This window comes from Pseudoalteromonas sp. A757 (assembly GCF_004103285.1).
In the GTDB taxonomy this organism is placed as follows: domain Bacteria; phylum Pseudomonadota; class Gammaproteobacteria; order Enterobacterales; family Alteromonadaceae; genus Pseudoalteromonas; species Pseudoalteromonas galatheae.
Genome location: NZ_QNQN01000072.1, coordinates 67,292 through 92,498, shown reverse-complemented (window position 1 = coordinate 92,498; position 25,207 = coordinate 67,292). Strand labels below are relative to the sequence as shown.

Sequence of the window (25,207 nt, the reverse complement as noted above, 5' to 3'; positions counted from 1 at the left end):
AGCAATGAGCGAGAACGTTTACCAATTTATCGATGTACAACGTGTAGATCCGCGCAAAAAGCCTATTTCTACGCGTAAGCAATCTTTTGTTGAAATTTATGAGCCATTTTCTGAGCAGCAAGTTCATTCGCAGTCTGATCGTTGTTTAGATTGTGGTAACCCGTATTGTGAATGGAAGTGTCCAGTTCACAACTATATTCCGCAATGGCTCAAACTTATTCGTACGGGCAGAATCATTGAGGCAGCAGAGCTATCTCACCGTACCAATAGTTTGCCTGAAGTGTGTGGTCGAGTATGTCCGCAAGATAGGCTTTGTGAGGGGTCGTGTACGCTGAACGAAGAGTTTGGTGCCGTGACCATAGGAAATATTGAAAAATATATTACCGATACGGCGTTTGCACAGGGCTGGAAGCCTGATCTTTCTTACGTTACTTGGACCGATAAGAAAGTCGCAATCATAGGTGCGGGTCCGGCAGGACTTGGCTGTGCGGATATTCTAGTGCGAAACGGCGTGCGCCCAGTGGTGTATGATCGCAACCCTGAGATTGGCGGTTTGCTGACTTTTGGGATCCCGTCATTTAAGTTAGAAAAGTCAGTAATGGAAAATCGTCGTGAGATTTTTACCGAAATGGGCGTTGAGTTTAAACTCAATACCGAGGTTGGCCGTGATGTCTCTATGGACGAGTTATTGTCGCAATACGACGCCGTATTCTTAGGTGTGGGGACGTACCAAAGCATGAAAGGCAATCTTGAAAATGAAGATGCCGACGGTGTTTATGATGCGCTACCATTTTTGATTGGTAACACCAACCGAGTCATGGGTTATGACGAGAGTCAGCATAGCTACGTGAACATGGCGGGTAAGCGCGTGGTGGTACTAGGTGGTGGGGACACAGCGATGGACTGTGTTAGAACGTCAGTTAGACAAAATGCGCAATCCGTGATCTGTGCTTATCGTCGTGATGAAGAAAACATGCCCGGCTCAGTTCGAGAAGTTAAAAATGCCAAAGAAGAAGGGGTTGAATTTAGATTCAATCTACAGCCAGTTGGTATTGAAATTGACAGCTCAGGCAAAGTCACGGGCGTTAAAATGGTGAAAACACAATTAGGTGAACCTGACAAAAATGGTCGCCGTAGTGCTGAAACTGTGGAAGGTTCTGAGCATACACTAGAAGCTGACGCGGTGATCATGGCATTTGGTTTTAAGCCTCACAACCTTGATTGGTTAGCACAATACGATGTGGCAATAAATCACTGGGGCGGTATTGTTGCACCAGAAAAAGGCGCATTTACACATCAAACAAGTAATCCAAAGATCTTTGCCGGTGGTGATGCTGTACGAGGTTCTGATTTAGTGGTGACTGCGATTTTTGAAGGCCGCAACGCCGCTGAAGGCATTTTGGACTATTTAGAAGTTTAAAACTTAAACAACAGCTTTTGTCGTTCACAAACCCCAACTACACTCGTTGTAGCTGGGGTTTTTTATTTGAATTTTGCTTAGTTAGCCGCTAACTTATACCAATTGAATTAATTCTCTAATCAATTTGAAGGGTGAAATAGCATATTAGCTTCGTTAAAAATTTCTCATTTAGAACAACTAAATAGCAAAATTTTTGCCTTGCCTATATGGATATAGGTACCTTAGCGGTAGCAGGACGCGAGAGCGGTGCTACTAAAGCTATTTCCCCGCTTCAAGATAGATCATTTAATTAATACAACTGGTATTAATTTCACTCTACATGCATTTATCAATAGTGTTAAGGAAAGATCATGAATGAAACAATAAACTCAGGTGCTGATGCGGTCACTGCAAAGATAGCGAGTGTAAACGATTGGCGTGCTGTGGTATTGCAGCAGATCAGAAGTCTGATCCTAAGTGTTGATAAAGATATAGAGGAAGATATCAAATGGCGTAAGCCAAGCAACCCAACAGGAGTGCCCGTATGGTCAAAAGCTGGCATGATCTGCACTGGCGAAGTATACAAAGATAAGGTCAAACTTACCTTTGCATACGGTGCAAAATTTGAAGATGAGCATCAGTTATTCAATACAGGGTTTGCCGGTAACACTCGACGGGCGATTGATATAAAACAGCAGGACACCATCAATGAAGCCCATTTTTGTACATTGATCCGCGCAGCAATTCGGTATAACGCTGCGCGTTAATCAACAGGTGCAATCAGCCTGATAACAGTTAAGCACTTTGTACTTGTAATAACTCCTTGGCACTCGCTCTTGTTGTGTCACTTATTTTATCTCCACCAATTAACCTTGCTATTTCGTCAATGCGTTGGCTTTCTGCCATTGGGGTCATTTTGGTAAAGGTTTCGCCATTTTCTACTCGTTTTGCGACAAAAAACTGGTTGTGACCACTGCATGCTACTTGCGGTAAATGGGTAACACAAATAACCTGCGTAGACTGGCCAAGCTGGCGCAGCAATTTACCTACGGTTGCAGCTGTTGGACCTGAGATCCCAACATCAACTTCATCGAAAATCAAAGTGGGTGTCGTCACGCGTGTTGCGATAATCACTTGAATGGCTAAGCTTATCCGAGATAGCTCACCACCTGAGGCAACTTTGCCCATAGGTTGCAAAGGTTGGCCTGGGTTAGTTGAGACGTAAAACTCAATGTGATCATACCCAAGAGGGCTCGGTTTAGCGCCAAGATTAGGTGTTAACTGGATTTCAAATTGACCATCACCCATCGCAAGCTCTTTCATACTTGCAGAAATACGTTCGTTAAGAGACGTACAGGCTTGCTGGCGGCTTTGACTTAATCCAAGTGCAGCTTGGTTATAGGCGTTGATGGCTTCGGCAATTTCTTCCTCTAACGCATCCAGTCTGGCAGAATCTGAGCTAATAGACTCAAGCTCATGTTGCAGCGCTTGATGGTGCTGATATAGCAATTCAGGCTGAACTTGATGCTTTCTAGCTAAATCTAGAGCTTGAGAGAGTCTATCTTCTAGCTCTTGTAGTCGCATCGGATCTTGTTCTACTGAATCAGAATAACTGCGGATCTCTCTACTTGCTTCTTCCACTTGTACTGCTGCTTCTTCAAGCACTTGTGCAATATTTTCAAGGGTTTTGTCAAAACTGGTGAGTTCAGAGAACACTTGCGCACTTTGTTGTAGTTGCGATAGTACAGTCTGCTCGTCATTTTCATAAAGGCGAGAAAGCTCACGGTGGCATTGTTCTAAAATGGTTTGACTATGGCTTAGGCGCGAATGTTCGGTCTCAATATCTTCATATTCGCCTTCTTGTAGAGCAAACTCGTCAAGCTCTGCTACTTGGTACTCAAGCAGTTGTTTTTTTGCGGCTTGTGCCTGTTGTGACTTTTGTAGTTCAGCATATTCTTTTTGCAGTTTATGGTAGTGATTATATTGGCCCTTAACTGCTTGTAACAATGTGGTATGGTTAGCATAGGCATCTAGCAAGTGCAGTTGATACTCTGGCTTTAACAGTAGCTGATGGGCATGTTGCCCATGGATCGCAATAAGGTGTTGACCTAATTCCTTTTGTTGGCCTGCAGTAACAGGGGAGCCATTGATGTAGCTTTTACTACGCCCACTTTTGCTAATAACACGTCGAAGAATACATTCATTTTCTTCGTTATCTAGCATATGCTCCGTTAGAAAGCGTTTGGCAGCAGGGAGGTCTGAAACATCAAATTGAGCAGAAATATCCGCCTTGTCGGTACCTGGACGAATAGCAGAAGGATCAGCACGCTCACCGAGACATAAAGAGAGCGCATCGATCGCAATAGACTTACCCGCGCCTGTTTCACCTGTAATTGCGGTCATGCCACAATGCCAGTCAATATTTAGCGCACTAACAATAGCAAAATTTTGAACATTTAAAGCTAAAAGCATACTGTACACCCTAACAGAGAATTACTGTTAATTTATACAGTATTTTATTGTTTAGCAACTCAAATTAAAAAATTCTGCTAAAAATAATAGCGAGATTATCCAACAGCATGCTCTTTTACTAAGGCCGCTGCATGCATTTGTTGGTTAGTTGACTCCTTGCCGCTTAATTCTGATGAGTCTATATTCTCTTCATCTTGCTGTTGCGCTGGCATATCAGGTGTTTGAATGCGCGCAATGAGGGCTGGAAGCATCTCGTGATAGAAATCACGGTTATAAGCAATGCCCGCCGTAGGTAATTCAGCGACAAAATATTGTAGTTGCTCAGCAAGCAAATCGATATTGCCGTTTGAGCGACACTTATTGAGCTCGCTTGTCACTGAATAGATAAATAACTCAGATACTTTTTCCAGTTGCGCTAAATTTTCTTCCGAGTGCGCTTGCACGACAAAAAAGTTGCTAACGATTGCATTGATCTGCGGTGCGTATTTAGGCCTTAAAATCTTTGCTTCGACGAATTCAGTAACTTTAAGTTTGAAGTTGCTGCTAATTACTTTTAAACGATCGTTAAAGGCTTTTTTTTCCGCTTCACGGGCTTTTCTTCTATTATTTTCAATCACTAAATACACTGAAAGTATAGTGATAAGCAGCGCCAATGTGAAAAATACAACGTAAGCCATTTTATTGTTATTTACCCAAATTAGAAAATTTAACCAAGGTTATTTTGCGTAACTTTGCGTGCTTAGTAAAGCCTACTGCCCCAATTTAATTTCTGTCTAAGAACATTGTAGTAGGAGTAGCATTTAGGGTGGATCAATCTTAGTCTTTTCTCTGCTTTTTTGATGATAACTTCGTCACCAGGTAGCACAGCCAGCACAACATGACTGTCACAACTCACTTGTAAGCTGTCGGTGTTTTCTAGACTTAACTTAAGCTTGACTTCTTTTTCTGCATCCACCACTAAAGGCCTGCTGGATAAGGTATGCGGAAACATAGGCACCAAAGAAATAGCGTCGAGTTCGGGGGTTAAAATAGGACCGCCACCTGAAAGCGAGTAAGCGGTTGACCCCGTTGGTGTCGAGACAATTAAACCGTCTGAGCGCTGAGAAAATACAAAATCGTCGTCGATAAAAGCCTCAAATTCAATCATATGCGCAACTTTATCAGCGTGTAATACGGCTTCGTTCATTGCTAAATTTGCGCTTTTAAGCTGGTGATGTCGGTATACTGCCACCTCTAACAGAAATCTCGATTCTTCAATAAATTGGCCGCTTAACACCGCTTCTAGCTGCGCTTCAAAGCCTTCTGGGTTCAAATCTGTCAAAAAGCCTAAGTTACCGCGGTTAACTCCGATCACGGCGACATCAAAACGAGCCAGTACTCTTGCTGCGCCAAGCATGTTACCGTCACCACCAACAACAATAGCAAGGTCGCAACGTTTACCTAGTTCAACTAACTCGACTACTGCGTCCTCGTCTAACGACTTTATTTGCTCTGCAACGCGATCTTCTACGAGTACTTCATATCCTAATGCTTGCAAAAATGTGTAGAGTCGTTGTAAGGTCGTCCCGGCGCCCTCGTGGTTGGGCTTGCCAATTAAGCCGATGGTGTTAAACGTAGTCGTCATTCAGTCATTTGTCCTTGGTATCTTTGCTGCAAGATTATAATAAAAGCGTAGTGCTTGAAACTGGCAATTGACACCCATATTAAAATAATTATGAAACTAAATCCCAGAGATGAACAAATTCTGTGTGCGGTCATGCGCCATTATTGTAATGGTGAAGGGCAGCCTGTTGCATCCAGCAAAATAGCAAAGCAGGACGGCCTTGCTATTTGTTCTGCAACCGTACGTAATGCAATGGCAAGACTTGAAAATCAAGGCTTATTGTATTCGCCGCATACCTCAGCTGGCCGTGTACCCACAGACCAAGGTGTAAAATTCTGGCTACAGGAGTTTTTTCCTCTGGCTGATGTTGCCGTTCATTGGCAACCTGATCAATCCGCAATAGTCTCTTTTGCACATTTATTGAGCCAAAACTTTCAGGTTTGTTGCTGCGTGGGGTTACCACAAGTTAGCAGCAAACAAATGTTCCGGGTGGAAGTACTCGACTTTGACCGTAAAAACTGGCTGGTCCTGCTGTTAGACAGAGCGGGGCAATCACACAATATTTGTATTGATAAACCCGTTGATGACTCAGACGCGTTGCGTTATCAGTTTGCGGCTTGGATGAATACCGTATTCAGTCAACAAACTTTAGTCGAAGGTTTGCACCGAATGCGCGCTATGGCACATAGTGCACCGCCGAGTTGTCACCATATTTTGGCCCAGTGGACTAAGCAGTTAAGCCAGCAGTTAGGCTCAGATAACGCAATTGTTGTCGGCGAGCGTTACTTATATAACCGCTTAGAGTTGGATAGAGAGATTAATCTTGGGGTTGGATTTTTGGACCAAGTCGAAGACCGCTTGGCATTTAAAGACGGCGTATCCGTGTTACTTGGTGAAGAGCTAAGTATGCTGGGTTTACATCGCGTAGTGGTGCTCAGTGTGCCGTATTTCTCCAAAGGGGAATACCAAAGTCGCTTTTGCGTGATTTGTCCAGCGGACTCTAAGATCGAAGCCATCTTGTCAGAATTCAAAAAATTGCCGTAATAAAGGGTTGAAACTCTCATTTCAATCCCCATAATTACCGCAGTTGTAAAGAATCGGAGAATCACCACATGTCTGAGCAGACAAAAGCCCCAGAGCAAGAGCTTGAACAAGAACAAACACAAGCCGAAGCGGAAGTTGTAGAAGGACAAGCAGAACAACAAACTCAGGAAGAGCAGGCAGAAAGTGCGGGTGAGTTAAGCCCAGAAGAAGAAATCGCAGGTCTGTACGCTGAGCTAGAAACCGCTAAGCAAACTATCGACTCACAAAAAGATAGCGTTGTTCGCGCTGCTGCTGAGCTTGAAAATGTTCGTCGCCGTGCAGCGCAGGATGTTGAAAAAGCACACAAATTTGCGCTAGAAAAGTTCTCAAACGAATTGCTACCTGTAATCGATAACCTAGAGCGTGCGATTGAGTTTTCTGACAAAGAAAACGAGACGCTAAAGCCTGTGCTTGAAGGTATCGATATGACTATCAAGACATTTACTGATGCCCTAGCTAAATTTGGTGTTGAAGCGGTAAACCCACAGGGTGAAGCATTTAACCCAGAGCTACACCAGGCAATGTCAATTCAGCCAAGCAATGATGTATCACCAAATACTGTGCTTGCTGTAATGCAAAAAGGGTATACCTTAAACGGCCGTCTATTACGCCCTGCAATGGTGATGGTGTCAAAGGCTGCTGAATAAGCAAATTCAATTTGAAATGAAAAAGCCGCGCATTGAGCGGCTTTTTTGCGTTTAGTAACGAGTGTATTCGCTCACCAACTACACAGCTTCACTTTCTCAAACCAAGGACTGGAAAAAGACTTGGCTGTGATGGGGAGGGGGGCGGTGACTTCGACACCTAACTCCTTTGCTAAATATCTATGTACTAGCAATTTCACTTTATCACTTTCTAACTGAGTATATGCCAGTTGTAATGCTTGTTTAGTGCTTTGGTTGGGCATGTCCCCTGCAAGTTGTTTGTATCGAGCTTCAAGCCATTGTAACCAAGCTTGTTTTGATTCATTTGGGAAGGCTGTAGTTAGGGTAGAAGTAGGGCCTTGTAGACGCTCGTAGTTAACGATTTGCTTTTGAATAAGAAAGACAAACATCAAGTTAATTCCTGCTGATATTTGACCTGAGCGTTTATCAATGGCTTGATAACCTAACAGGGCATGACGAAAATACTGTTCAGCTTCAAATATTCGACCTTGATCGAGCGCAAGACTTCCCAAGTTGCTTTCAATCATCGCAAGCACCGGAGTTTGCTTTAATTCCTCAGCCAATTTGCGTGCTTTAGCATACAATGTTCTCGCTTTTTGATAATCATCTTGGTTGCGGGCAACTAGCGCCATACTGTTAGTCAGTGTAAGCCGTTGGCGATCATTCTTTGCATATTTGTAGGCACATTTGAGGCTAGTATCAGCATCATCAAGATACTCCTGACGGCGCAGCCAAATCCCAAGTGCACTCAAAATAGTGGGAAGATTTGCTTTGAAATACATATCATCTGGATATAAAAAGACTGCGTTGATTGACGTGTAGAGCCTATCTATTTTATTTGTAGGTACAGATGCACGAGCGCTCAGCAAATGCCATTGAATAAATAAAGGCACAGGCACATCATGCTGTTGCTCTAAACTGTCTAGAATAATCAATGATTGTGCAGGGTTAACCGTTAAATAGTCGGTGGCCTCGTCTAGCTTACTTTCAAAATATGAAAAGTCCTTTGCCAACGCTTGTTGGCAAAAATAAAATGCACAAGTTACAAAGAGTAAAAGCCGAACCAAGTAAACCCCGACCACATTTTGGCACATCTATTAACTGTAGTCGGCAGTACCGAATAGTTCCAAATCAATTACGATAAACAGCATTATACAAAGATTAGAAACAATGTAGAGATCGCCTCTTCAGTTATAAATGGGGATCGGAAACTTGATGAAAAGAAAATAAATTGCTGAGTTCGTTTTGGTGCACTTTGATTAGTTGATTGATATTTTCGAGGTCGACAGTGGTTAAACTGGCTTTGCTAAGCATATAGCTAACTGGTGTTTTATTCGCATCGGTACCAGAATAGATAATATCTGTATACTCTTTGATTTTAATAATGTGGTCGCCCGCGAGTTTATCTTCAACAACATAGTCTACTCGCTGCTTACTCAACATTTTAAAGCGGCGAGTGGCATTGGGTAGGTGCACCAGCTGATCGTTATAAAAATCTTGGATCAGCTTTTCAAATGCCATGCCGTAGTAACTGCCAGCATTCAGTGCAAATGTGTTTCCTGCAAGGATCAATGACTCGACTTCCCCGCCAATTTTTGGCTTTTCCTTATGTTGGAATAATGCCATGACTTCCTGGCGATAAGGTGTAGTGAAGTAGGCAAACTTATCTCTCGTCGTCGTTTTTGTTGCTGCGATCAGTACGTCTACATTACCTACCTTTAGCTCCGCTAGCATCCTTGTTGAGGTGGGATAGAAGACGTATTCAAGACAATAAATAGAATCTATAAAAAGAATATTTAGTGCGTTAATCTCTAAACCGAAGGCTTTACCTTCCTTGCGAGAAATATAGGGAGGCCACAGTGTTTCGTTTATTCCTATACGCAAAGTTTTATTGCATTTAGCTGAGGCTTCGAGTGCTAAAAGCGCGATGAGTATACCGAGTAGAGGCAATCTTGCGTATTTCATAGCGGCCAATCCTTGCATATTAGAGTCTAATTATTCTATCAACAAATTAAAAGAGGTACATGCACTTTGTTAAATGACTAAGTTTGTAACTACTAACCGCAGAGTGTTCTCATAGCTGAAAAAGTTACTGCATATCTCGGCTATGGGCGAGTACGGTCGCGATGGTATTGATAAGCTCAAGCTCCTCTATGGGTTTGGCAACATAGCCATCAAATCCAACGCGCTCATATAAAGCTTTGTCTTCCGGAAAAGCATTTGCAGTTAATGCGATAATTGGGATGTTGGGGTCTTTACTCTTCAGAAGTTTACAAGCCTCAACGCCATCCATTTCAGGCATTTGAATGTCCATAAGTATTAGCTCTGGTTTGCTTCGCTCGAATTGATCTATCGACTCTTTACCATTATTTGCAATTGTAATATTACCGTTGGCTTTACTGACCATAGAACGAACTACCAGCTGGTTTATTGGGTTATCTTCAGCCAGCAATATAGATACGCCGTTTAAGTCTGCTGCGGTCAGCTGGTCGGTTGTTGGTTGCTCTGACGTAACCTCAGACTTTTGCATTGGCAACTCGATGCTAAATAGACTGCCTTCTCCAACGGTACTTTCTACTTTAATCGTACCGCCCATCAGGTCAATTAGAGAGCGAGTGATAGAAAGACCAAGCCCCGTACCACCAAATTTTCTAGTGGTGGACTTATCTGCTTGCTCAAATCGTGAAAAGAGCTTGTTGATTGTGGCTTCTGTCATCCCGATGCCGGTGTCGGCAACGGTAATAAGCATACCTGAATCATTTTGAAGCGGTTTTATATGGGTAATAATACTGCCAGTTTCAGTAAACTTAATGGAGTTTGACAAGAGGTTAAGCAACACTTGTCTGACTCTGACTTCATCTCCGAGCCAAAACTTATGCTCAAGCTCAACGTGGATCTTAAGTTTTAGCCCCTTGTTTTTTGCCAATACCAAAAAATCTGAGCGTAGATGTTCAACCAACACCTCAATATTAAATGGCCGCTCTTCAAGCTCAATTCTACCGGCTTCAATTTTAGAGAAATCCAAAATATCGTTAATGATGGTGTTAAGTGCCTTAATTGAGTAGGTCGCTTTTTCGAGTAGATTGGTGGCAGTGCTATTGAGCGGCTCCGATTTTAAGAGTTGCAGGGTACCGTATAAGCCATTCATAGGGGTTCGTATTTCATGGCTCATATTTGCCAAAAAGACGGCTTTGGCCTTGGCTGCTTGCTCCGCTGCTTCTTTGGCGTGCGAGAGCTCTCGTTCATATTTGAGTTGCTCTGTGAGATCTAATGCAATACCCAAAAAACCGTCTATATTACCATGCTCATCGGTTAATGTTGTGACGCTTAGCTTGATTTGAACATACCGGTTTTGCTTAGTGACATAGGTCCATCGGTTAGTATCGACCACACCTTGTATAGCTTTGGCGACAAAGACCTCAAACCCAGGGTCAATGACTCTACCAAGCTCTTTCGTCAGTGCTTCTGCTCTTGTTACTACTTCTTCTTTAAGGTGAAAAATGGCGGGGGAAGATTTACCAATGAGCTCATCTTTTTTATATCCTAATAAACGCTCGGCCGCTGGGTTAAACTGGGTAATGATACCGTCTGGATCGGTGGCAATAATGGCATAACCCGAACCTTCCACAATACTGGTATGCAGCTGGCTGTATTTAATGATTTCTTTAGTACGCGCTTTCACCTCTTGTTCTAAAGACGAGTTCAGTTTCGCCAGGGATTGTGCTTTTTCTTCCTCAGCCGCCAATTTTTCTCTTTCTGCTAAGCGCTGACGTGTAAAGCTTAAAAGTAAAATATAAGTGATGACTGCCAATAGCAAAGAAACTAGTAGTGCTACTTGCAAAATAGTATTCGGCGACACTAAGTTGAGTGAACGGATAAACTTTGGAGTTGGCCAAATCTTTACTTCCCAAGTGCGACCAAATAACGCGACTTGCTTAGCGAGTGGGCTATTTTTCTCTCTAACATCTTCTTCTAGTGCCTGATAAAATGGAGTGTTTTCATCATTATTGGTTACATCAGAGATTTGAATTGAAACATCTTGTCGAAAAGAAAGTAAAGTCGACAGGATTTCATCGATAAGTAAAGGAGAGTAAGTCCAACCAATCAAATTATGTAAACGATTTTCTTCATCTTTTGCAATACTAATTGAGGTGTAAATTGGTGCGAGAATTAAAAATCCGTATTTAACCTTATTGTCGGCTTGCACTAAGGTGATTGGGGCGGTAAGCCTTGGTTCATTGGTGGTTGCAGCCTCTATTGCTGCAGTTCTGCGACTAGCTTCGGAGCCTATATCCAACCCGACAGCTTTATCATTGTTTATTTCTGGCTCAATATACTGAATAACAAATTTGCTGGTGTTATGTGGATTTAGCGTTTTGATGAAGAATGTTCTGTCCGTGCGCTCAGCTTGTGCTTGTTGCACAAAGCTACTCACGTTATCGATGGGGACATACTTAATAATTCCAACGCCTCGTGCGCCTGGATACTCCGCTTGGAAATCAAACGAGTCGATATATCGCCGCATTGCCTGATAGTCAAAGCTATGTTGTTGGTTCGCATAAATTGCATTGCGAAGCCCTAAAATACCATACCAGTACAATGTAACGCGTTCGTTCACTCCCTCAGTCACATGATCAAGGCGCAAAGCAAGTGCCGAGGCGACTTTTTCAGCATGATGCTCTTTTTCTTGCTCATATAACACCAGCCCGTAAAGCATACTACCAACTAACACAAGTAGTGCAGCAACCAGTGGCACAAATCGGCTTTGCCGAACTGTGCGAGCATTCGCTAACGACACGCTATATTCCTTACGCTCTAAATCTAACCAATATGTTAGTCCAGATAGCATTGAATTGATAGTGATTACAGCAAAGTAACAACGCTCAATTTACGCCTCAATTGGCTCACTAAAGCATATTTTGAATTGTTATTTGAATAAATTGTAGATTGGGGCTAGCTCAGTCCCGTAGCCTTAAAAGCTAAAATAATACCAATTGTATTAAGTAAATGATCTATCTTGAAGCGGGGAAATTGCTTTAGTAGCAAGGCAAAAATTTTGCTATTTAGTTGTTCTAAATGAGAAATTTTTAACGAAGCTAATATGCTATTTCACCCTTCAAATTGATTAGAGAATTAATTCAATTGGTATAAATATGCGGATTTTGGGCTTTATATAAATGTGGTCACGATGTGGACACTTTTTAGGATGAAATGTGGATGTTTGCCCCGAAAACAAAAAAGCCAGTCAGAGCTTGTTGCTCTAACTGGCTGTTTTAAAACGCTAAAATTTGGTGGAGCTGGGGGGATTTGAACCCCCGTCCGGAAAGCGTCGACCTTCGGTCCTACATGTTTAGTATCGTCTTTTGGTTAACCTTTAAATCTCGGACGAACACGATAAGTAAAGGCGAGGCCGCTTAGTTTTAGCCCTTCAACCCCGGCCAGGGTTTCCGTAGCGATCTTGTGTAGGGTGACACTCCAGAACCAGATCCACAAGAATATCATGGAGGAGTGCTAGCGGGCTATTATGCCGCTAGAGCGTAGTTATCGTCGTTTGCGATTACTTTAAATACGGCTTTTTTACGAGGCCAGCCGCACCTCGACATGCACCTTAGGCTTCTTGAATCCCGTCGAATCCTAATCAGCCCCTGAATAAATTCAGTACTGTTAGTGTCTATACATCTAACATCTAACTATGTCTCGCATTATACATAGGATTAATGTCATTACAATGGCTTATCATGCCATTTGCTGATGATTTCACGAAGCAGAGGCGTGTTTGATTAATTACTCGCCGATTGCTGAACAAGGCCGTAAGCGTTGATTATATGTATAACGGGTTGGCTTTTTATTTGTGCGACTAGGCACTTGCGAAGAATCTTTCCTTACCACCATATTGATAGTTCTCTAAAGTCTTGAGCAGCTTTTCAGAAAATTGAATTTCTGTTTCTGATCGGCCACTCCGACGGGCCTCTCTTAACTTGGCCTTTTGCATAGCGATAACGTCGATTTTTTCATTCTCGGCTCGTGAAGTATCGGCAGGAGAGGGAATTCCACTCCCCCGATTTAGGCCTTGCTCAACAACAAAATAATGTAAAGAAAGCGAAGCATGTTGCCCTAAATCCAATATTCCTTCGTCATACAGTGCTTTAGATGCCACAGCCAGTTCTTTCTTGGTCATATGGGTAAAGTCGAATTGTGCCTCTTTGATGTGGCTAGTTGTTGCCTCTGATGCTGGCAAAACGCTTCCCTTCGCTTCATTTTCGATTGATTGCGCGCGTCGCACCTGAGCCTGATTGTATAGCACTGCTTGGTGTTGAACTTTCATTTAGCAAATCCTTCTGAAATACGTATAACAACTTCAGCAAGGTGTATGCCCAAAAGTGGCTCAATAAACTTAAACCCTCTAACCAAGGAGTGCTTTGTCACTTATCCCGATATGAACCATAAAGGTTGAAGCGCTATTTCGTTGTTTAAGGAGTTGGAGGCATTGATATCTGACGAACTCAGCTCTAAAGTCTATAGGATTGTGCTAAAAGAAAAGTGGATTATTGTACGGCGACAGAAAGCGGAGCACTCGCTACCGCTTTGTGGGTTTGTAGGGGTGATAAACGCAGCGCCAACAAACGCTGGGTATGTTGCTTTTTGTGTTTACGCTCCGCGCAACCAGTTGCGTAGTCTATCTTTTAGTTGGCCAAGGTCATCTTCGCAGATCAGGCCAATTTCTAGCGCTTTGGCGCGTAGTCTTTCCGAAGTTCTAATACCTTGATAGCTCACTAGTAGACCCCTTGCTTGTACGCCACCAAATAGCTCGCTGAGTGAGTCGAGTTTATAAATCACTTGATTGCCTTCCCCTTTACTAAACTTTTTGGTTTTGCATTCAATGAGGTGAAGCTTATTGTTGGCGAGCGCTACAATATCTAGCTCGTTATTGACATAGCCTTGTCCCACGCGACGTTTAATCGCAACGCCTTGGGCGACATCTTGTAAAATGGTGAGTTCTTTTTTTAGGCTGAGGAGGGTGGCGTAAACATATTCTTCTAGCCAGCCACCGTTGGCAAAAAAGCGGGCGCCTTCATTAGCAAACTTTAATTTGTCGTCTTGCCTTATAGCGATGTTAGCATCTTCTAAATCGTCAATGAGTGTTTGTAAACTTGGGCTATTTATTTGGCTGCGACTCAAAGGCTCACTAATAAGTCCATTATCTTCACTGCTAGCAGCGAGATAGTTGAGCTGGGCTAGGGCATGGCTAAAATCCGTTTGACTGGTTGCCCATTTGGCACCGAGCTGGCGATAGCGAATATCAACAACCCCCTCATTTGCAATTTCAGTAATATCGCCATCGATGAGGTTAAAAAAATCGCGTATCTTTAATTTATCGGCAAGGATGGTGTTAGTTCGCTCTGTTGGTACAAGCCAGTGAAGTTCGTCGCGTTCGGGTTCAATGATAAAACATTCAATTGGATAGGCGCGGATCACCTCATACATCGAGAGCAAGTGTTGGCGGTCGCCGCAACTGGCATTAAACACAAATTGGGTTTCTGGCTGCTCGCTAATGAGGGTGTCAATGAGTTGGTGGAAGCTGTCGATTAAGGTGTCGCTATCTCGGCTGGTAGGAATAAGGGCATGATGTACTTTCACCCCTCTTGGCCCCAACACTCTTTTAATATCTTCAAGATTTTGTTGTTGTTGAGATTCTATTAAATAGAGTATTTCATCTGAGTCAATATTGTGGTCGAGTACAGGCGTAAGTGAGTTGATAAAGTTGGTGTCGATAAAACTAAGGTGTACGTGTTTTGTCATGGCTGTCCCTAAAATTTATGTCCGTCGTAAAAGATGAAACTACCCTATAAAGCGGCAAGTGTAAAACGGAGTAATACTTAGTTATGAATTTGACGCTACTAAGCGCGAAACCCTAAAGTTTGTCTAAAGCTTTGCACTGTAAAGCCGATAAATCTAAGGAAAATAATAAGTTGTACTTTTAATGCACAGAACGATTTACATTCATTTAAAATTTGTAGTGGTTCAGGTAATGTTAAGCTTAACAATTTGACTAAGTTATGCTCAAATGATCCCGCTGCATTAAAAATAACAACATAACAATAAGATCGTGCATATATTTCAGGGTTGATGAATGTCATTATTTCGTTTTGATGAGGATGAGGGCTATGTCTACTTGCTCTCTCATCCAGTGGAATCCGGATTTCCGGCGAGCTCGTCTCAATTGATTGAGATGATTGAGGAGTCGCCATATGCGGATTTTGAGATCATTCATGCCAATATAGGCCAATTATTTTCCGCTAGTGAGGCACCTGAGCAGGACTCGTTAATTGTGGCTCGCGCTATCGATGCATCTATTTCTGTGCGTATTGAAGAAGGTAATATGCTTGCCGAGGCGAGAGTAACCACAGCCCGAGGCGGTAAGTTGGTTTGTATGAACAAAGCCAAACAAGCATTAAAACAAGCTGGCATTAAAAAGGGTGTCAGTGGTAAAGCTCTCGATAATCTGCTTGGTCAGCAGTTAGAACTCCCTTCTGGACACACCTACAGCGGTATTGTCGCACATGGACAACGTGCCAAAGATGGTAGCGACGCGCGTTTTGTGCGTTTGTGTATGACAGCACAAGATAGAGTGCTTAGCCCACAAGAGTCGAGTGGTGGCAAAGTCGATATGCGTAATTTAGGCGCTATCATCACCGTAAAACCGGGTAGCCCATTGATGAAAAAAGTCCCGCCAACTGAAGGTGAGCCAGGTTATACCGTGTTTGGCGATGTGATTGAGCCAAAACCGGGTAAAGATGCGCCACTTGAGGTGTCAGAAGGCACCAAGCTTGACCCTAATGACAAAAACTTACTTATTGCCGATTCAAAAGGTGTGCCGGTAGCCGTTCCTCGTGGTATGCGCGTTGATGATGTACTGTGCTACGAAAACATTGATGTGACGACTGGGCATGTTGAGTTTGATGGTAGTGTGATTGTAAGTGGTGATATCAAAGATGGAATGCGCGTTAAGGCTTCAGGAGATATTACCGTTATTGGTTTTGTGGAGTCGGCTATTCTTGAAAGCGGCAGTGCGGTTACGGTTATGCTTGGTACGATTGGCCGTAAACGCATCGAAGGTGAACCTTTTTCGTGCTCAATTACAGCAAAGCGCAGTGTTTCTTTAGGTTATGCGCAGTACTGTCACATTGAGAGTGAGCAAGACATTTTGATTGAACGTCAAGCTCTGCATTGTGATTTAGCCTCCAAACGTTTAATAAAAGTAGGCAAAGGTGAGACCCCAAGAGGTAAATTGGTTGGCGGTAATGTTTTGGACGCCATGCGTATAGAAACGGGTGAGCTTGGGGCGCCATCTGGCACAAGAACACGTATTTCATTAGCCCAAGACTGGGACAGTTTGCACGAGAAGCACCGCGAGCTGGTAGAGCTAGAAAAGATGCTAGCCTCCAAGATCATTGATATTAAGCGTGCGATGAATAAAGCGCAGGCGTCACCGCTATCTCAAAAGCGAGAAGCCTATCTTGCCAAGTTGCAGCATAGCGAAGCGCAGATCAACAAACATTATGGCCGTAATCAGCGTAATATCCGGTTAATACAGCAAAAAATACATCGCTTAGCACGCTTGAGTCGAGTCACTGTCAATGAGTTGATGCATCCTGGGACTGAAGTGAAAATAGCGAAAGATACTAAACTGTTTTCGCGAATTTACCCGCCTAATTTCGTTAAACTACATGAAGGTAAAATCATGCAACAGTTTACGACTGCCAAAACCGCAGAAATAGCGTAAAACGAACACTTACAAAAATGCCAGCTGAATTTGCTGGCATTTTTATTATTCGGTGTCGGTTGTTGACTCGACTTCAGGCTCTGGTTCAGGTAAAGGCCAGCCACCTAATGCTTGCCACCTGTTGACTATGTAGCAAAAGAGCTCTGCGGTGCGCTCTGTGTCGTAAAGTGCGCTGTGTGCTTGACTGTTATCGAACTCTATACCCGCTGCACGACATGCTTTTGCAAGCACCGTTTGGCCTAGAGCAAGCCCTGCAAGTGATGTGGTATCAAAGCTGACAAATGGGTGAAAAGGTGTGCGCTTTATCTTATTACGCTCAATAGCTGCATTTAAAAAACCGTGATCAAAAGCGGCATTATGGGCAACGACAACGGAGCGCTGGCAGCCTGCGGCTTTTTGAGCTTTACGCACAGCTTTGCAAATTTCTTTCAGCACTTCATCTTCTGCAACTGCGCCTCTGAGTGGTGAAAATGGATCAATGCCATTAAATTCAATCGCAGCTTGCTCAATATTTGCACCTTCAAAAGGCGCAACATGAAAGTGTACTGTCTGATCTAAGCTTAATACCCCGTCATCGTCCATTTTTAACATACTAACGGCAATTTCTAGTAGGGCGTCAGTATCTTTATTAAAGCCAGCGGTTTCCACGTCGATAACTACAGGAAAGAAGCCGCGAAAGCGTTTTGAAAATAGCGTTTGCTCGGTATCAGACATAATCTTCTTGGTTTGTGAAATTTAGCGGCCTATTATACTGATACCTCGACAAGAAGCGAGCAGCTTGAGAGCGCTTAGTATGGTACATTTATTGCTTAACTCTAAATAGCGCGAATTGGTAGAGACAAACTCTAGTTTTTAGCATGTTGAGTGCGTGTAGATTAATGGTTGATGTTGTGAGGTGTGGGGTGATCAAGTTATATAAATCAGTAGGTTGGGTTGGTATATCGTTATGCGCCATTGCCTTTAATAGCGAGGCTGCAATGCGGCAATACGCTGCCGAAGCTGATTCATCACATTGGAATGTTGACCAAAACAATCGTTTGAGCTGTGCGCTTAACCATGAAGTTCCGTATTACGGTGAAGCTATATTTTCAAGTAACGCCAGTAAAAATAAAGATTTAACCTTTAACCTCGATATGATGGTACGTCCTGAAAGTTACGATTTTGCAGGGCTTGAATCGGTGCCTCCGCTTTGGCGAGCCGGCAAACCGGCAAGAAGTATCGGCCAAATGAAATTGCTGAAAAAATTTGACGGTGAACTTGAAAATGACGTCGCGTGGCAGTTGCTGACTGAGCTTGAAAAGGGCTACTTTCCCACTTTTTATTATAAAGATTGGCACAACGACGTAGATAAAATCTCAGTTTCTTTGTCGTCAGTGAACTTTAAACAGGCATATTGGGCGTTCTTACAGTGTCGCGATAATTTGCTACCATACAGCTTTGAAGACATTGCTTTTACAGTGATGAACTACAAGAAAAACTCCAGTGAACTGACAAAGTCGTCACGCAAACGTTTAGATATGATCGGCGAATATCTTAAAAATGATCCGAAAATTGAGCAAATTTATATTTCGGCTTATAGCGATAGTTACGGTGGCCGTGATACCAACCTGAGATTGTCAAAGAGACGGGCCGAGGCGATTAAATCCTATATGGCGAACTTAGGGGTTGAAGAGAGTAAAATTATGACTGATGGCTTTGGCGAAAAGCGCCATATTGATACCAACGACAATGCCATTGGTCGTGGTAAGAACCGTCGAGTCGTGATCCAAATTTCAAGACCTTGATGTTGGGGTTTTTTGTAGTTGGTTATGGGTTAGTTGGGTTGTCGGTTATTGGGTTAAGTTGTCGGCTTAAAAGCCGACCTACGGTGCTGATATCGGTTTTATTCTAATACCGCACTACATGATGCTTTTAATGCATTGGCATGGCTTAGCTGATTGTGATAAGCGATGGTAATAGGCTGCGCGGTGTTTATCTCATAAGCCAGTGCTAAATCTAACTCTACGCTTTTACTTTGCCCGGCATTTAGGGTCATAAATTCATTGGCTGAGGGGGCGAGTCGTTTCGCCATGGGTCCTTGATAATTAAGCTGCTTACCATTTTGTGTCACCTCTAAAAATTGGCTCCACCAGCCTTCAAAAGGGGTATGCCAAATTAGAAACTTTTCATCATTATGGCCTGCGTTGGTAAAAGTGAAATTAACGGGGTAGGTCATACCTGAGTCAGAGCCCTTACTTACACTGCATTGGATGTTACTCTGTGCATTCATCGTTTCCTCTGATTTGGTGGTTGGGGCGGTGTCGTTGCAAGCTTGGAGCAGCATAGCAGCGGTGATCATCATTAGGGGTTTCAACATACTGTTTTTGAGCCTGTTGCCACGCTCATTCCTTTTTTATTTTCAACGTAAATACTTTGCACTATGCTGAGTATTACAGCCGAATAACGAATCGCATACTCTCATGACTAAAAATAATAACAAAGAGTTCAATTCTTTTGCATCGTTTTACCCTTATTACCTTGCGGAGCACAAAAACAAAACTTGCCGTCGTTTGCACTTTATCGGCTCAACCTTAGTGCTTTTGATTTTGCTCTTTGCGCTGATTTTTACACATTGGTCTTTATTATGGTTAATGCCAATCGCGGGTTATGGTTTTGCTTGGGTGGGACATTTCTTTTTTGAGAAAAATAAGCCAGCGACATTTCAATATCCGCTGTATAGCTTGATGGGTGACTGGGTCATGTACAAGGATATTATCCGTGGTAAAGTACCTTGGTAAAGGAGACTCGGTAGATAATAAAAATGAGTGTAAAACAAAGTATTATTGCCTTTAGCTGTGCAGTTTTACTGGCTGGCTGTCAAAGTGTGTCGGCCACTGGCACACGCACGTTGGCAACTTTTAGTGTAGATAATACCCAGTGTTACGACCGCAAGACGCAGCCTAGTTCTTTTGCCGTTGATTCCCACCACCATTTTCAACCATTTCGCGGAGATGCAGTCCCGTTTGATAAGCTCGTTACTTGGGCGGAGCGTGCGGGAGTGGTGTTTATCAACGTTTATGGCATTGGTCAAACCTACGAGCGAAAGGCTGATTGCTTTGGTGAGCGTGGGTGCTACAGCCAGTTGATTTCTCCCAGCATTCAAAATGACTTTAAAAATGCGAGCAATTATCTTAAATATGGCGCAGATAACGTGCATATTACCTTGTCTATGACCTTTGCTGACTTACACAAACCAGAGACTATTTTGCCAAAAATGACACTACTTGAAGATGAGTTTGGTGACTTATTTCGTTGGATGGGAGAAGTGAATTTAGTCAAAGCGGCGCATTTTGGTAACGGCCATCAAGCGGTAGATAAAGAGACTATCGCCAAGTGGCAGCCGTTTATGGCAGTGTTAAAAGCAAAGCGTATTCCGCTTGCACTGCACGCTGATTTAGGCGAAAACAGCGCGCCACTTAAATACTTACCGTTGCTTGAGGAAGTGCTAAAGCGCTATCCAGAAAACGATATTATTTGGATGCACATGGGGGTCTCAAAAGAGTTAAGCCGAATTGATCCTGAGCTACACATAAGCACCATGGAGCGGTTATTCTCCCAATATAAAAACCTAAAGGCCGATCTGTCATGGCGAATTTTGTATGACTATTATTTTAGCGACCCGAAAATTCAGGGGCAGTATGTTGAATTTATTAATGCCCATGCTGAGCGCTTTTTACCGGGCAGTGACTTCGTCGCCAGTAAAAATAAACGCTTTTTCGATTATTTAGAAGAAGTCGATATCAATAGTCGAATTCTCGCCGAACTTGACGACAACGCCTTTCGCCGGATCGCCTTAGGTCAAAACTATTTTTCGCTGTTAGATTTACCTTATCGTGCGCCAGAGATTTGTGTTATAGCGTCTCCTTGAGCATGGATAGTACATCGTTTACGTCTAGTTTCATCACTTTATCGGTGTTCGCGAGCAATTGATCCGCAAGGTCTTTTTTATGGTGATGAAGCTCGACAATTTGTTCTTCAATCGTGCCTTTGGCAATTAAGCGATAAATAGTAACGGGGCGTGTTTGTCCCATTCTATGTGCGCGGTCTGACGCTTGCTCTTCAACCGCAGGATTCCACCAAGGATCCATGTGAATAACGTAATCTGCTGCGGTAAGGTTCAAACCAGAGCCTCCGGCTTTGAGGCTAATTAAAAATACCTCGCCTTCACCTTTTTGAAAGGCATTCACGGCCTGCTGACGAGCTTTGCTTGGCGTGCTGCCATCTAAATACTGAAACCGGATCCCGCGTTTTTCCAAGCGAGCTTTGATAAGTTGCAAGTGGCCTACAAACTGACTGAATATAAGTGCCTTGTGATTGTTCTCTTGCAGCTCGGTCAGAAGCTCATCCAATGCTGCTAATTTCGAGCTGGTTATCTGACTTTCTGCCATTAACAGTTTTGGATGACAACAGGCTTGGCGCAAGCGGGTTAGTGCTGCCAGCATTTTAAAGCGTTGTTCATTGGCACTGTCTTGTTGTGTTGACTGCGAAATTTCATCAATGGCGTTTTGGCGCAGCGCTTCGTAAAAAGTTTGTTCTTCTTGGCTCAATTGAATTGGTACATTGATCTCAGTGCGAGGTGGCAATTCGGTTAATACCTGATGCTTCATACGGCGCAAAATAAAAGGCTGGATCAGGTGTTTGAGTCCTTTACGGGCACGGTGTGCCGCTAGTTTATCTTCATTGGCGTTTTCAATGGGAGCGGAAAACTTTTCGCTAAAGCGTTTGAGATTACCGAGCAACCCTGGGTTTACAAAACGAAAGAGTGACCAAAGCTCGGTGAGGTTATTTTCTATTGGGGTCCCTGTGGTGATCAGCTTAAACTTGCCTTTGAGCGCGCATGCGGCTTGAGTACGCTTTGCTAAAGGGTTTTTTAGCGCTTGGGCTTCATCGGCGACAATGGTTTCAAAAGCGATAGGTTTTAATATATCAACTTCGCGCTGTAGCAGGCCATAACTTAATATCACACAGTCCAATGGTTGCAAGTTGCCCAGCATCTCAGCTCTGGCATCAGAATGTGGATAGTCAGAAAAGAGTTTCACCGACAAGGTTGGAGCGAATTTTTGGATTTCTTGTTGCCAGTTGAAGCAGACCGACGTCGGCGCGATGACAAGCGTCGGGCCGACATTGGCTCGGGCCAATATTATCGCCAGCGCTTGGATGGTTTTACCCAACCCCATATCATCGGCAAGACACGCACCTGCACCCCAATGGGCCAGTCGCATTGCCCAGTCAAATCCCGCCTGCTGGTAGTCGCGCAGCTCGGCTTGTAATGTTGAAGGAAGCGTTGGAGTCAATGCGACGGCTTGCTGCATTTTTTCGTTTTGCTCTTCCCAAGCCGGCAAGGTTTTCATCCGCATTCCAGTGGTGGCTTCAGCAATTAAAGGCGCGGCTAGCGGGTGAAACTTTCCGCCTTCGGTCGCGTTATTGAGCTGTTCAAGTTGCGCTTTTAACTCACTTGAAAGGGCGAGTACTTGCTCACCGTCCAGCGCAATAAAGCGGCCATTGCTAGTGGCAACCATTTTCAGAAGCTGTTTAAGTTCAATAACTTGGTCATTACTTACTTGTAGCTCGCCGGTCATGTCGAACCATTCATTTTTCTTGCTCATGGCAAGTTGCAAATGTTGGCTTTCGAGCTTGCTACTGAGCTTAACCTTTTTGCCTTTAGGCCATCTGAGTTTTAGCGCCATAGGGCAAGGCTCTTGATTAATCACCAGCTCAAGTTCTTGCAGTACCTCTAGCGCTTCATCCATTTCGGCTAAACTTAAACGATTATCCGTCATCTCCAAAAATAGCGGGCAGTGCGTATCTAACTCATCCAATCTTTGCTGCTCAAGTAACAAGTTTCGGGTGGTGGATAAGCGTTTACCATCAATTTCGGCGCTGACAGTGGCAATACCGTGCCCGGGATGAAAAATAGGCCCCTTTTCGCCAAAGGGCATAGCCACGCAGTGAAAATCGAGGCCTTGATGATAAGGTTGAATGTTAATAACAAGCGCTGATTGTGCCTCGATACTATCCAGCCCAGTATCTATATCAGCTAAATCAGACTGTACGTTAAGGTAAGGTGCGATGGCTTTAATACTCGACAGCACCTTTTGTTTTGCACTGGCTGGGACGGTTAATCCGGATTCACCAATAACCTCGGCGACCTGTATATGTGATTGGTTAAACACAATAAACTCGTAGTGATGTTCAGCTTGCTGAATAAATGAGTAGGTTTGCGGTTGACCAAAATAGCTAGGTAAATTAGGAATAGAGAGTAGCAGGTCGTCGCCATGTTGACGGATGTGTAATTCGGGAGATTTCTCGGCAATGGTAATGGCTTGTTTTAAGTCGTCTTCATGGTATAGGTTGGTGGCGCCGACTGCGGCTTTTAACGCGGGAATTCCCGCAAGGGCATAGTCCGCACGACTATTGTAGCCATAACCTGACTGTGGTGCGATGGCATCGATCAGCTTTTTATCAGACTGGCTGATATAATTAAATTTCTCGGGGTGCTGTTTTAGTTGTTTGCAGGAAATTGGCTTACCTTTTCCCCAGCCTGTTTTACCTCGTTTTTGCTCGCGAGCTAAAAACTCAATATCAAAGCGACCTTGCCTAATTTGCCAAATCAGGCGAAATTGCTCGTCAACTTCTTGGCTGGTATTTACGTTCGGGTTTAGCGCAATAAGCTTATCCAGTGCCAAATCCCATGCCGTCTTTTTGGCAACGAGATGGCTAATATTAAGCTCGGGATTAAACGCAAGTGGGTATTGCTCACCGTGCTGCGCTAGCATCAACTGCTTTGCAAGCCCAGCAAAAAGAGGTAAAGAGAGACACTCAAACGTTGCGATGCAGTCGTCGAGACTGGCAAGCGCTTTGGCATCTAAACTTTGATTACACCAAAAGTGTGCAAAGCAATCGAGCAAGCGACCTAGGTAATAGTCAAAAACATGGGATTTCTTCAGGCTTGAATAATTTAAATGGGCGCTGCTGTAGGTACTGTTTTGCGACAAGCTTTCTGCGCAGTATAACAGCACATTATTGGCAAAGAAGTTGTTATAAGGTGCTTTGCTGTCTTGGCTTTCAAACTCAAGCTGTTGAGAGAGGGTGTCAAATAATGCGGCATCATGGCTATTGGCTTGCTGCAATAACGCCAATTTATGAAACAAACCTAGTGTTCTACCTAGGTACTGTTTTTTACGTTTGGTGATTTTGTCTTTGGCTTTTAGTGCTTGTTCAAAACAAACGATAAGGTCGTCGTGTTGTTGTAAAAAAGCAATGCTCGCCATGATTTGTGCACTATAAGCGGTTTGGATATTGGCTACCAACGCCTGAGCCTTATCCAATTGCAGGGTATAGATTTGATATTCTGCTAATAAACAGGTCAGTAGCGGGCTTTGTGTCTTTGCTTGAACCTGTGCGAGTATTTCAAGTGCATAACTGATGCTGTGACCACCCTGTAGTAAGGTATATAGCAAGGTTGCAAAAGCCTGATATTGCAAGTCATCAGCAAGCGCCGAAAATCCTTCAACTGAAAAAGGATAAAAATATAGTGGTAATAGCACTTGATTGGTCTTATGACACACCGCCTGTGGGTCTTTCGCCAGTCCTAAATGGTTGCGGGCTTTTGGCAGTTGATTAATAAATAAAAAATCTCGAATGAGTCGTTGTTCATCAGCAAATTGGCGTTCCCATTCATAAGCATTCAGTACAGGGATAAACTCTTCTGCGGTGTTAAGGATTGCTAAAAACTGGCCGTCAGCCATGACTCGATGGCTTAAACTGGTCGCGAGCTTTAGGTTTATTTGCACTCCATCTTCGTTGAAAGTCACTAACCCGTCTGAGCGCCACTTCATAATTTGGCTATGACTTACACCTTGTTCAAAGTCATTTTCAGGGATGATCTCTTTTGCCACGAGCGTTTGAACTAGGCGTTTGAGCTTGATTGCTGAAACTGGTTTATAGACGACCGCCAGCACACTCAACAGCGTTTGCTCGTGAACAGGCAGGTTATGCACTTGATTGATTAGCGCTGTGATTTCTTCGTTAATTGCTGGTGGAAAGTCTAAATTCATCGTTTGGTCGTAGTGTTCAATTTAAGACACTGAAAATTACCATAATTTAGTCTGAACTGCCACGAAGACAAGCAAAGTCAAAGTCCGTCTTTGGGCTGTGGTGGC

Annotated in this window: 19 protein-coding genes and 1 other RNA gene; 8 read left to right on the top strand and 12 right to left on the bottom strand. The window is 43.4% G+C overall.

The window, feature by feature from the left end; genetic code table 11:
* The first annotated feature begins 4 nt into the window (after nt 1-4).
* Together DRB05_RS16035 and DRB05_RS16030 are read left to right on the top strand one after the other, a co-directional pair.
* Nucleotides 5-1,420 carry an FAD-dependent oxidoreductase gene (locus DRB05_RS16035; RefSeq protein ID WP_128727825.1) on the top strand — a complete coding sequence of 472 codons (1,416 nt, stop codon included), beginning with the start codon at nt 5-7 and terminating at the stop codon, nt 1,418-1,420.
* Between the two features lie 350 nt (nt 1,421-1,770).
* Nucleotides 1,771-2,166, top strand: coding sequence for a DUF1801 domain-containing protein (locus DRB05_RS16030; protein WP_128727824.1), 396 nt, complete (start codon nt 1,771-1,773; stop codon nt 2,164-2,166).
* 28 nt (nt 2,167-2,194) lie between these two features.
* Here DRB05_RS16030 and recN read toward each other — a convergent pair whose 3' ends face one another.
* The 3 genes from recN to nadK all read right to left on the bottom strand — a co-directional run bounded on the left by recN (nt 2,195) and on the right by nadK (nt 5,495).
* Nucleotides 2,195-3,871, bottom strand: coding sequence for a DNA repair protein RecN (gene recN / locus DRB05_RS16025; RefSeq protein ID WP_128727823.1), 1,677 nt, complete (start codon nt 3,869-3,871; stop codon nt 2,195-2,197).
* Between the two features lie 95 nt (nt 3,872-3,966).
* Nucleotides 3,967-4,548, bottom strand: coding sequence for a hypothetical protein (locus tag DRB05_RS16020; protein WP_128727822.1), 582 nt, complete (start codon nt 4,546-4,548; stop codon nt 3,967-3,969).
* Nucleotides 4,549-4,610: 62 nt separating this feature from the next.
* On the bottom strand, nt 4,611-5,495 hold the full coding sequence (gene nadK, locus DRB05_RS16015; protein WP_017217984.1) for an NAD(+) kinase: 885 nt from the start codon (nt 5,493-5,495) through the stop codon (nt 4,611-4,613).
* 90 nt (nt 5,496-5,585) lie between these two features.
* Between nadK and DRB05_RS16010 the strand changes: the two genes are divergently transcribed.
* Both DRB05_RS16010 and grpE read left to right on the top strand, forming a co-directional pair.
* Complete coding sequence (locus tag DRB05_RS16010) at nt 5,586-6,518, top strand: HrcA family transcriptional regulator (protein ID WP_171040295.1); 933 nt, start codon at nt 5,586-5,588, stop codon at nt 6,516-6,518.
* Nucleotides 6,519-6,586: 68 nt separating this feature from the next.
* On the top strand, nt 6,587-7,204 hold the full coding sequence (gene grpE / locus DRB05_RS16005) for a nucleotide exchange factor GrpE (protein ID WP_128727820.1): 618 nt from the start codon (nt 6,587-6,589) through the stop codon (nt 7,202-7,204).
* A 71-nt stretch (nt 7,205-7,275) separates the two neighbouring features.
* Here the strand turns inward: grpE and DRB05_RS16000 are convergent, their stop codons facing one another.
* From DRB05_RS16000 to DRB05_RS15975, 6 genes are all read right to left on the bottom strand, one after another.
* Entirely contained in the window at nt 7,276-8,316 is a 1,041-nt protein-coding gene (locus DRB05_RS16000; RefSeq protein WP_128727819.1) for a tetratricopeptide repeat protein, read from the bottom strand.
* Between the two features lie 97 nt (nt 8,317-8,413).
* Nucleotides 8,414-9,187 (bottom strand): transporter substrate-binding domain-containing protein, encoded by a 774-nt coding sequence (locus DRB05_RS15995; RefSeq protein ID WP_128727818.1) that lies wholly within the window; start codon nt 9,185-9,187, stop codon nt 8,414-8,416.
* A 124-nt stretch (nt 9,188-9,311) separates the two neighbouring features.
* Entirely contained in the window at nt 9,312-12,020 is a 2,709-nt protein-coding gene (locus DRB05_RS15990) for a CHASE domain-containing protein (RefSeq protein ID WP_128727817.1), read from the bottom strand.
* A 491-nt stretch (nt 12,021-12,511) separates the two neighbouring features.
* Nucleotides 12,512-12,868: a transfer-messenger RNA gene (gene ssrA, locus DRB05_RS15985) on the bottom strand.
* Between the two features lie 211 nt (nt 12,869-13,079).
* Nucleotides 13,080-13,547, bottom strand: coding sequence for a hypothetical protein (locus DRB05_RS15980; RefSeq protein ID WP_128727816.1), 468 nt, complete (start codon nt 13,545-13,547; stop codon nt 13,080-13,082).
* A gap of 323 nt (nt 13,548-13,870) precedes the next feature.
* Entirely contained in the window at nt 13,871-15,022 is a 1,152-nt protein-coding gene (locus tag DRB05_RS15975; RefSeq protein ID WP_128727815.1) for a DUF1887 family CARF protein, read from the bottom strand.
* A gap of 331 nt (nt 15,023-15,353) precedes the next feature.
* Here DRB05_RS15975 and DRB05_RS15970 point away from each other — a divergent pair, with 331 nt between their 5' ends.
* On the top strand, nt 15,354-17,006 hold the full coding sequence (locus DRB05_RS15970; protein ID WP_128727814.1) for a FapA family protein: 1,653 nt from the start codon (nt 15,354-15,356) through the stop codon (nt 17,004-17,006).
* Nucleotides 17,007-17,051: 45 nt separating this feature from the next.
* Here the strand turns inward: DRB05_RS15970 and rnt are convergent, their stop codons facing one another.
* Nucleotides 17,052-17,720, bottom strand: a complete 669-nt coding sequence (gene rnt / locus DRB05_RS15965; RefSeq protein WP_128727813.1) for a ribonuclease T — start codon at nt 17,718-17,720, stop codon at nt 17,052-17,054.
* A 164-nt stretch (nt 17,721-17,884) separates the two neighbouring features.
* Between rnt and DRB05_RS15960 the strand changes: the two genes are divergently transcribed.
* Nucleotides 17,885-18,790, top strand: a complete 906-nt coding sequence (locus tag DRB05_RS15960; protein WP_128727812.1) for an OmpA family protein — start codon at nt 17,885-17,887, stop codon at nt 18,788-18,790.
* Nucleotides 18,791-18,888: 98 nt separating this feature from the next.
* Here the strand turns inward: DRB05_RS15960 and DRB05_RS15955 are convergent, their stop codons facing one another.
* Nucleotides 18,889-19,362 (bottom strand): protease, encoded by a 474-nt coding sequence (locus tag DRB05_RS15955; protein ID WP_128727811.1) that lies wholly within the window; start codon nt 19,360-19,362, stop codon nt 18,889-18,891.
* 103 nt (nt 19,363-19,465) lie between these two features.
* Here DRB05_RS15955 and DRB05_RS15950 point away from each other — a divergent pair, with 103 nt between their 5' ends.
* Together DRB05_RS15950 and DRB05_RS15945 are read left to right on the top strand one after the other, a co-directional pair.
* On the top strand, nt 19,466-19,783 hold the full coding sequence (locus DRB05_RS15950; RefSeq protein ID WP_128727810.1) for a DUF962 domain-containing protein: 318 nt from the start codon (nt 19,466-19,468) through the stop codon (nt 19,781-19,783).
* Nucleotides 19,784-19,806: 23 nt separating this feature from the next.
* Entirely contained in the window at nt 19,807-20,913 is a 1,107-nt protein-coding gene (locus tag DRB05_RS15945) for an amidohydrolase family protein (RefSeq protein WP_128727809.1), read from the top strand.
* On the opposite strand, the gene DRB05_RS15940 is transcribed toward DRB05_RS15945, so the two are convergent.
* Complete coding sequence (locus DRB05_RS15940) at nt 20,897-25,102, bottom strand: DEAD/DEAH box helicase (protein ID WP_128727808.1); 4,206 nt, start codon at nt 25,100-25,102, stop codon at nt 20,897-20,899. The genes DRB05_RS15945 and DRB05_RS15940 overlap by 17 nt on opposite strands.
* Between the last annotated feature and the right edge of the window lie 105 nt (nt 25,103-25,207).

Coding starts and splice junctions, on each gene's coding strand:
- DRB05_RS15950 (WP_128727810.1), top strand. CDS start 19,466: ATGACTAAAAATAATAACAAAGAGTTCAATTCTTTTGCATCGTTTTAC.
- DRB05_RS15955 (WP_128727811.1), bottom strand. CDS start 19,362: ATGTTGAAACCCCTAATGATGATCACCGCTGCTATGCTGCTCCAAGCT.
- nadK (WP_017217984.1), bottom strand. CDS start 5,495: ATGACGACTACGTTTAACACCATCGGCTTAATTGGCAAGCCCAACCAC.
- rnt (WP_128727813.1), bottom strand. CDS start 17,720: ATGTCTGATACCGAGCAAACGCTATTTTCAAAACGCTTTCGCGGCTTC.
- DRB05_RS16020 (WP_128727822.1), bottom strand. CDS start 4,548: ATGGCTTACGTTGTATTTTTCACATTGGCGCTGCTTATCACTATACTT.
- DRB05_RS16000 (WP_128727819.1), bottom strand. CDS start 8,316: ATGTGCCAAAATGTGGTCGGGGTTTACTTGGTTCGGCTTTTACTCTTT.
- DRB05_RS15980 (WP_128727816.1), bottom strand. CDS start 13,547: ATGAAAGTTCAACACCAAGCAGTGCTATACAATCAGGCTCAGGTGCGA.
- DRB05_RS15960 (WP_128727812.1), top strand. CDS start 17,885: ATGGTTGATGTTGTGAGGTGTGGGGTGATCAAGTTATATAAATCAGTA.
- DRB05_RS16010 (WP_171040295.1), top strand. CDS start 5,586: ATGAAACTAAATCCCAGAGATGAACAAATTCTGTGTGCGGTCATGCGC.
- DRB05_RS15995 (WP_128727818.1), bottom strand. CDS start 9,187: ATGAAATACGCAAGATTGCCTCTACTCGGTATACTCATCGCGCTTTTA.
- DRB05_RS16030 (WP_128727824.1), top strand. CDS start 1,771: ATGAATGAAACAATAAACTCAGGTGCTGATGCGGTCACTGCAAAGATA.
- recN (WP_128727823.1), bottom strand. CDS start 3,871: ATGCTTTTAGCTTTAAATGTTCAAAATTTTGCTATTGTTAGTGCGCTA.
- DRB05_RS16035 (WP_128727825.1), top strand. CDS start 5: ATGAGCGAGAACGTTTACCAATTTATCGATGTACAACGTGTAGATCCG.
- grpE (WP_128727820.1), top strand. CDS start 6,587: ATGTCTGAGCAGACAAAAGCCCCAGAGCAAGAGCTTGAACAAGAACAA.
- DRB05_RS15940 (WP_128727808.1), bottom strand. CDS start 25,102: ATGAATTTAGACTTTCCACCAGCAATTAACGAAGAAATCACAGCGCTA.
- DRB05_RS15975 (WP_128727815.1), bottom strand. CDS start 15,022: ATGACAAAACACGTACACCTTAGTTTTATCGACACCAACTTTATCAAC.
- DRB05_RS15945 (WP_128727809.1), top strand. CDS start 19,807: ATGAGTGTAAAACAAAGTATTATTGCCTTTAGCTGTGCAGTTTTACTG.
- DRB05_RS15970 (WP_128727814.1), top strand. CDS start 15,354: ATGTCATTATTTCGTTTTGATGAGGATGAGGGCTATGTCTACTTGCTC.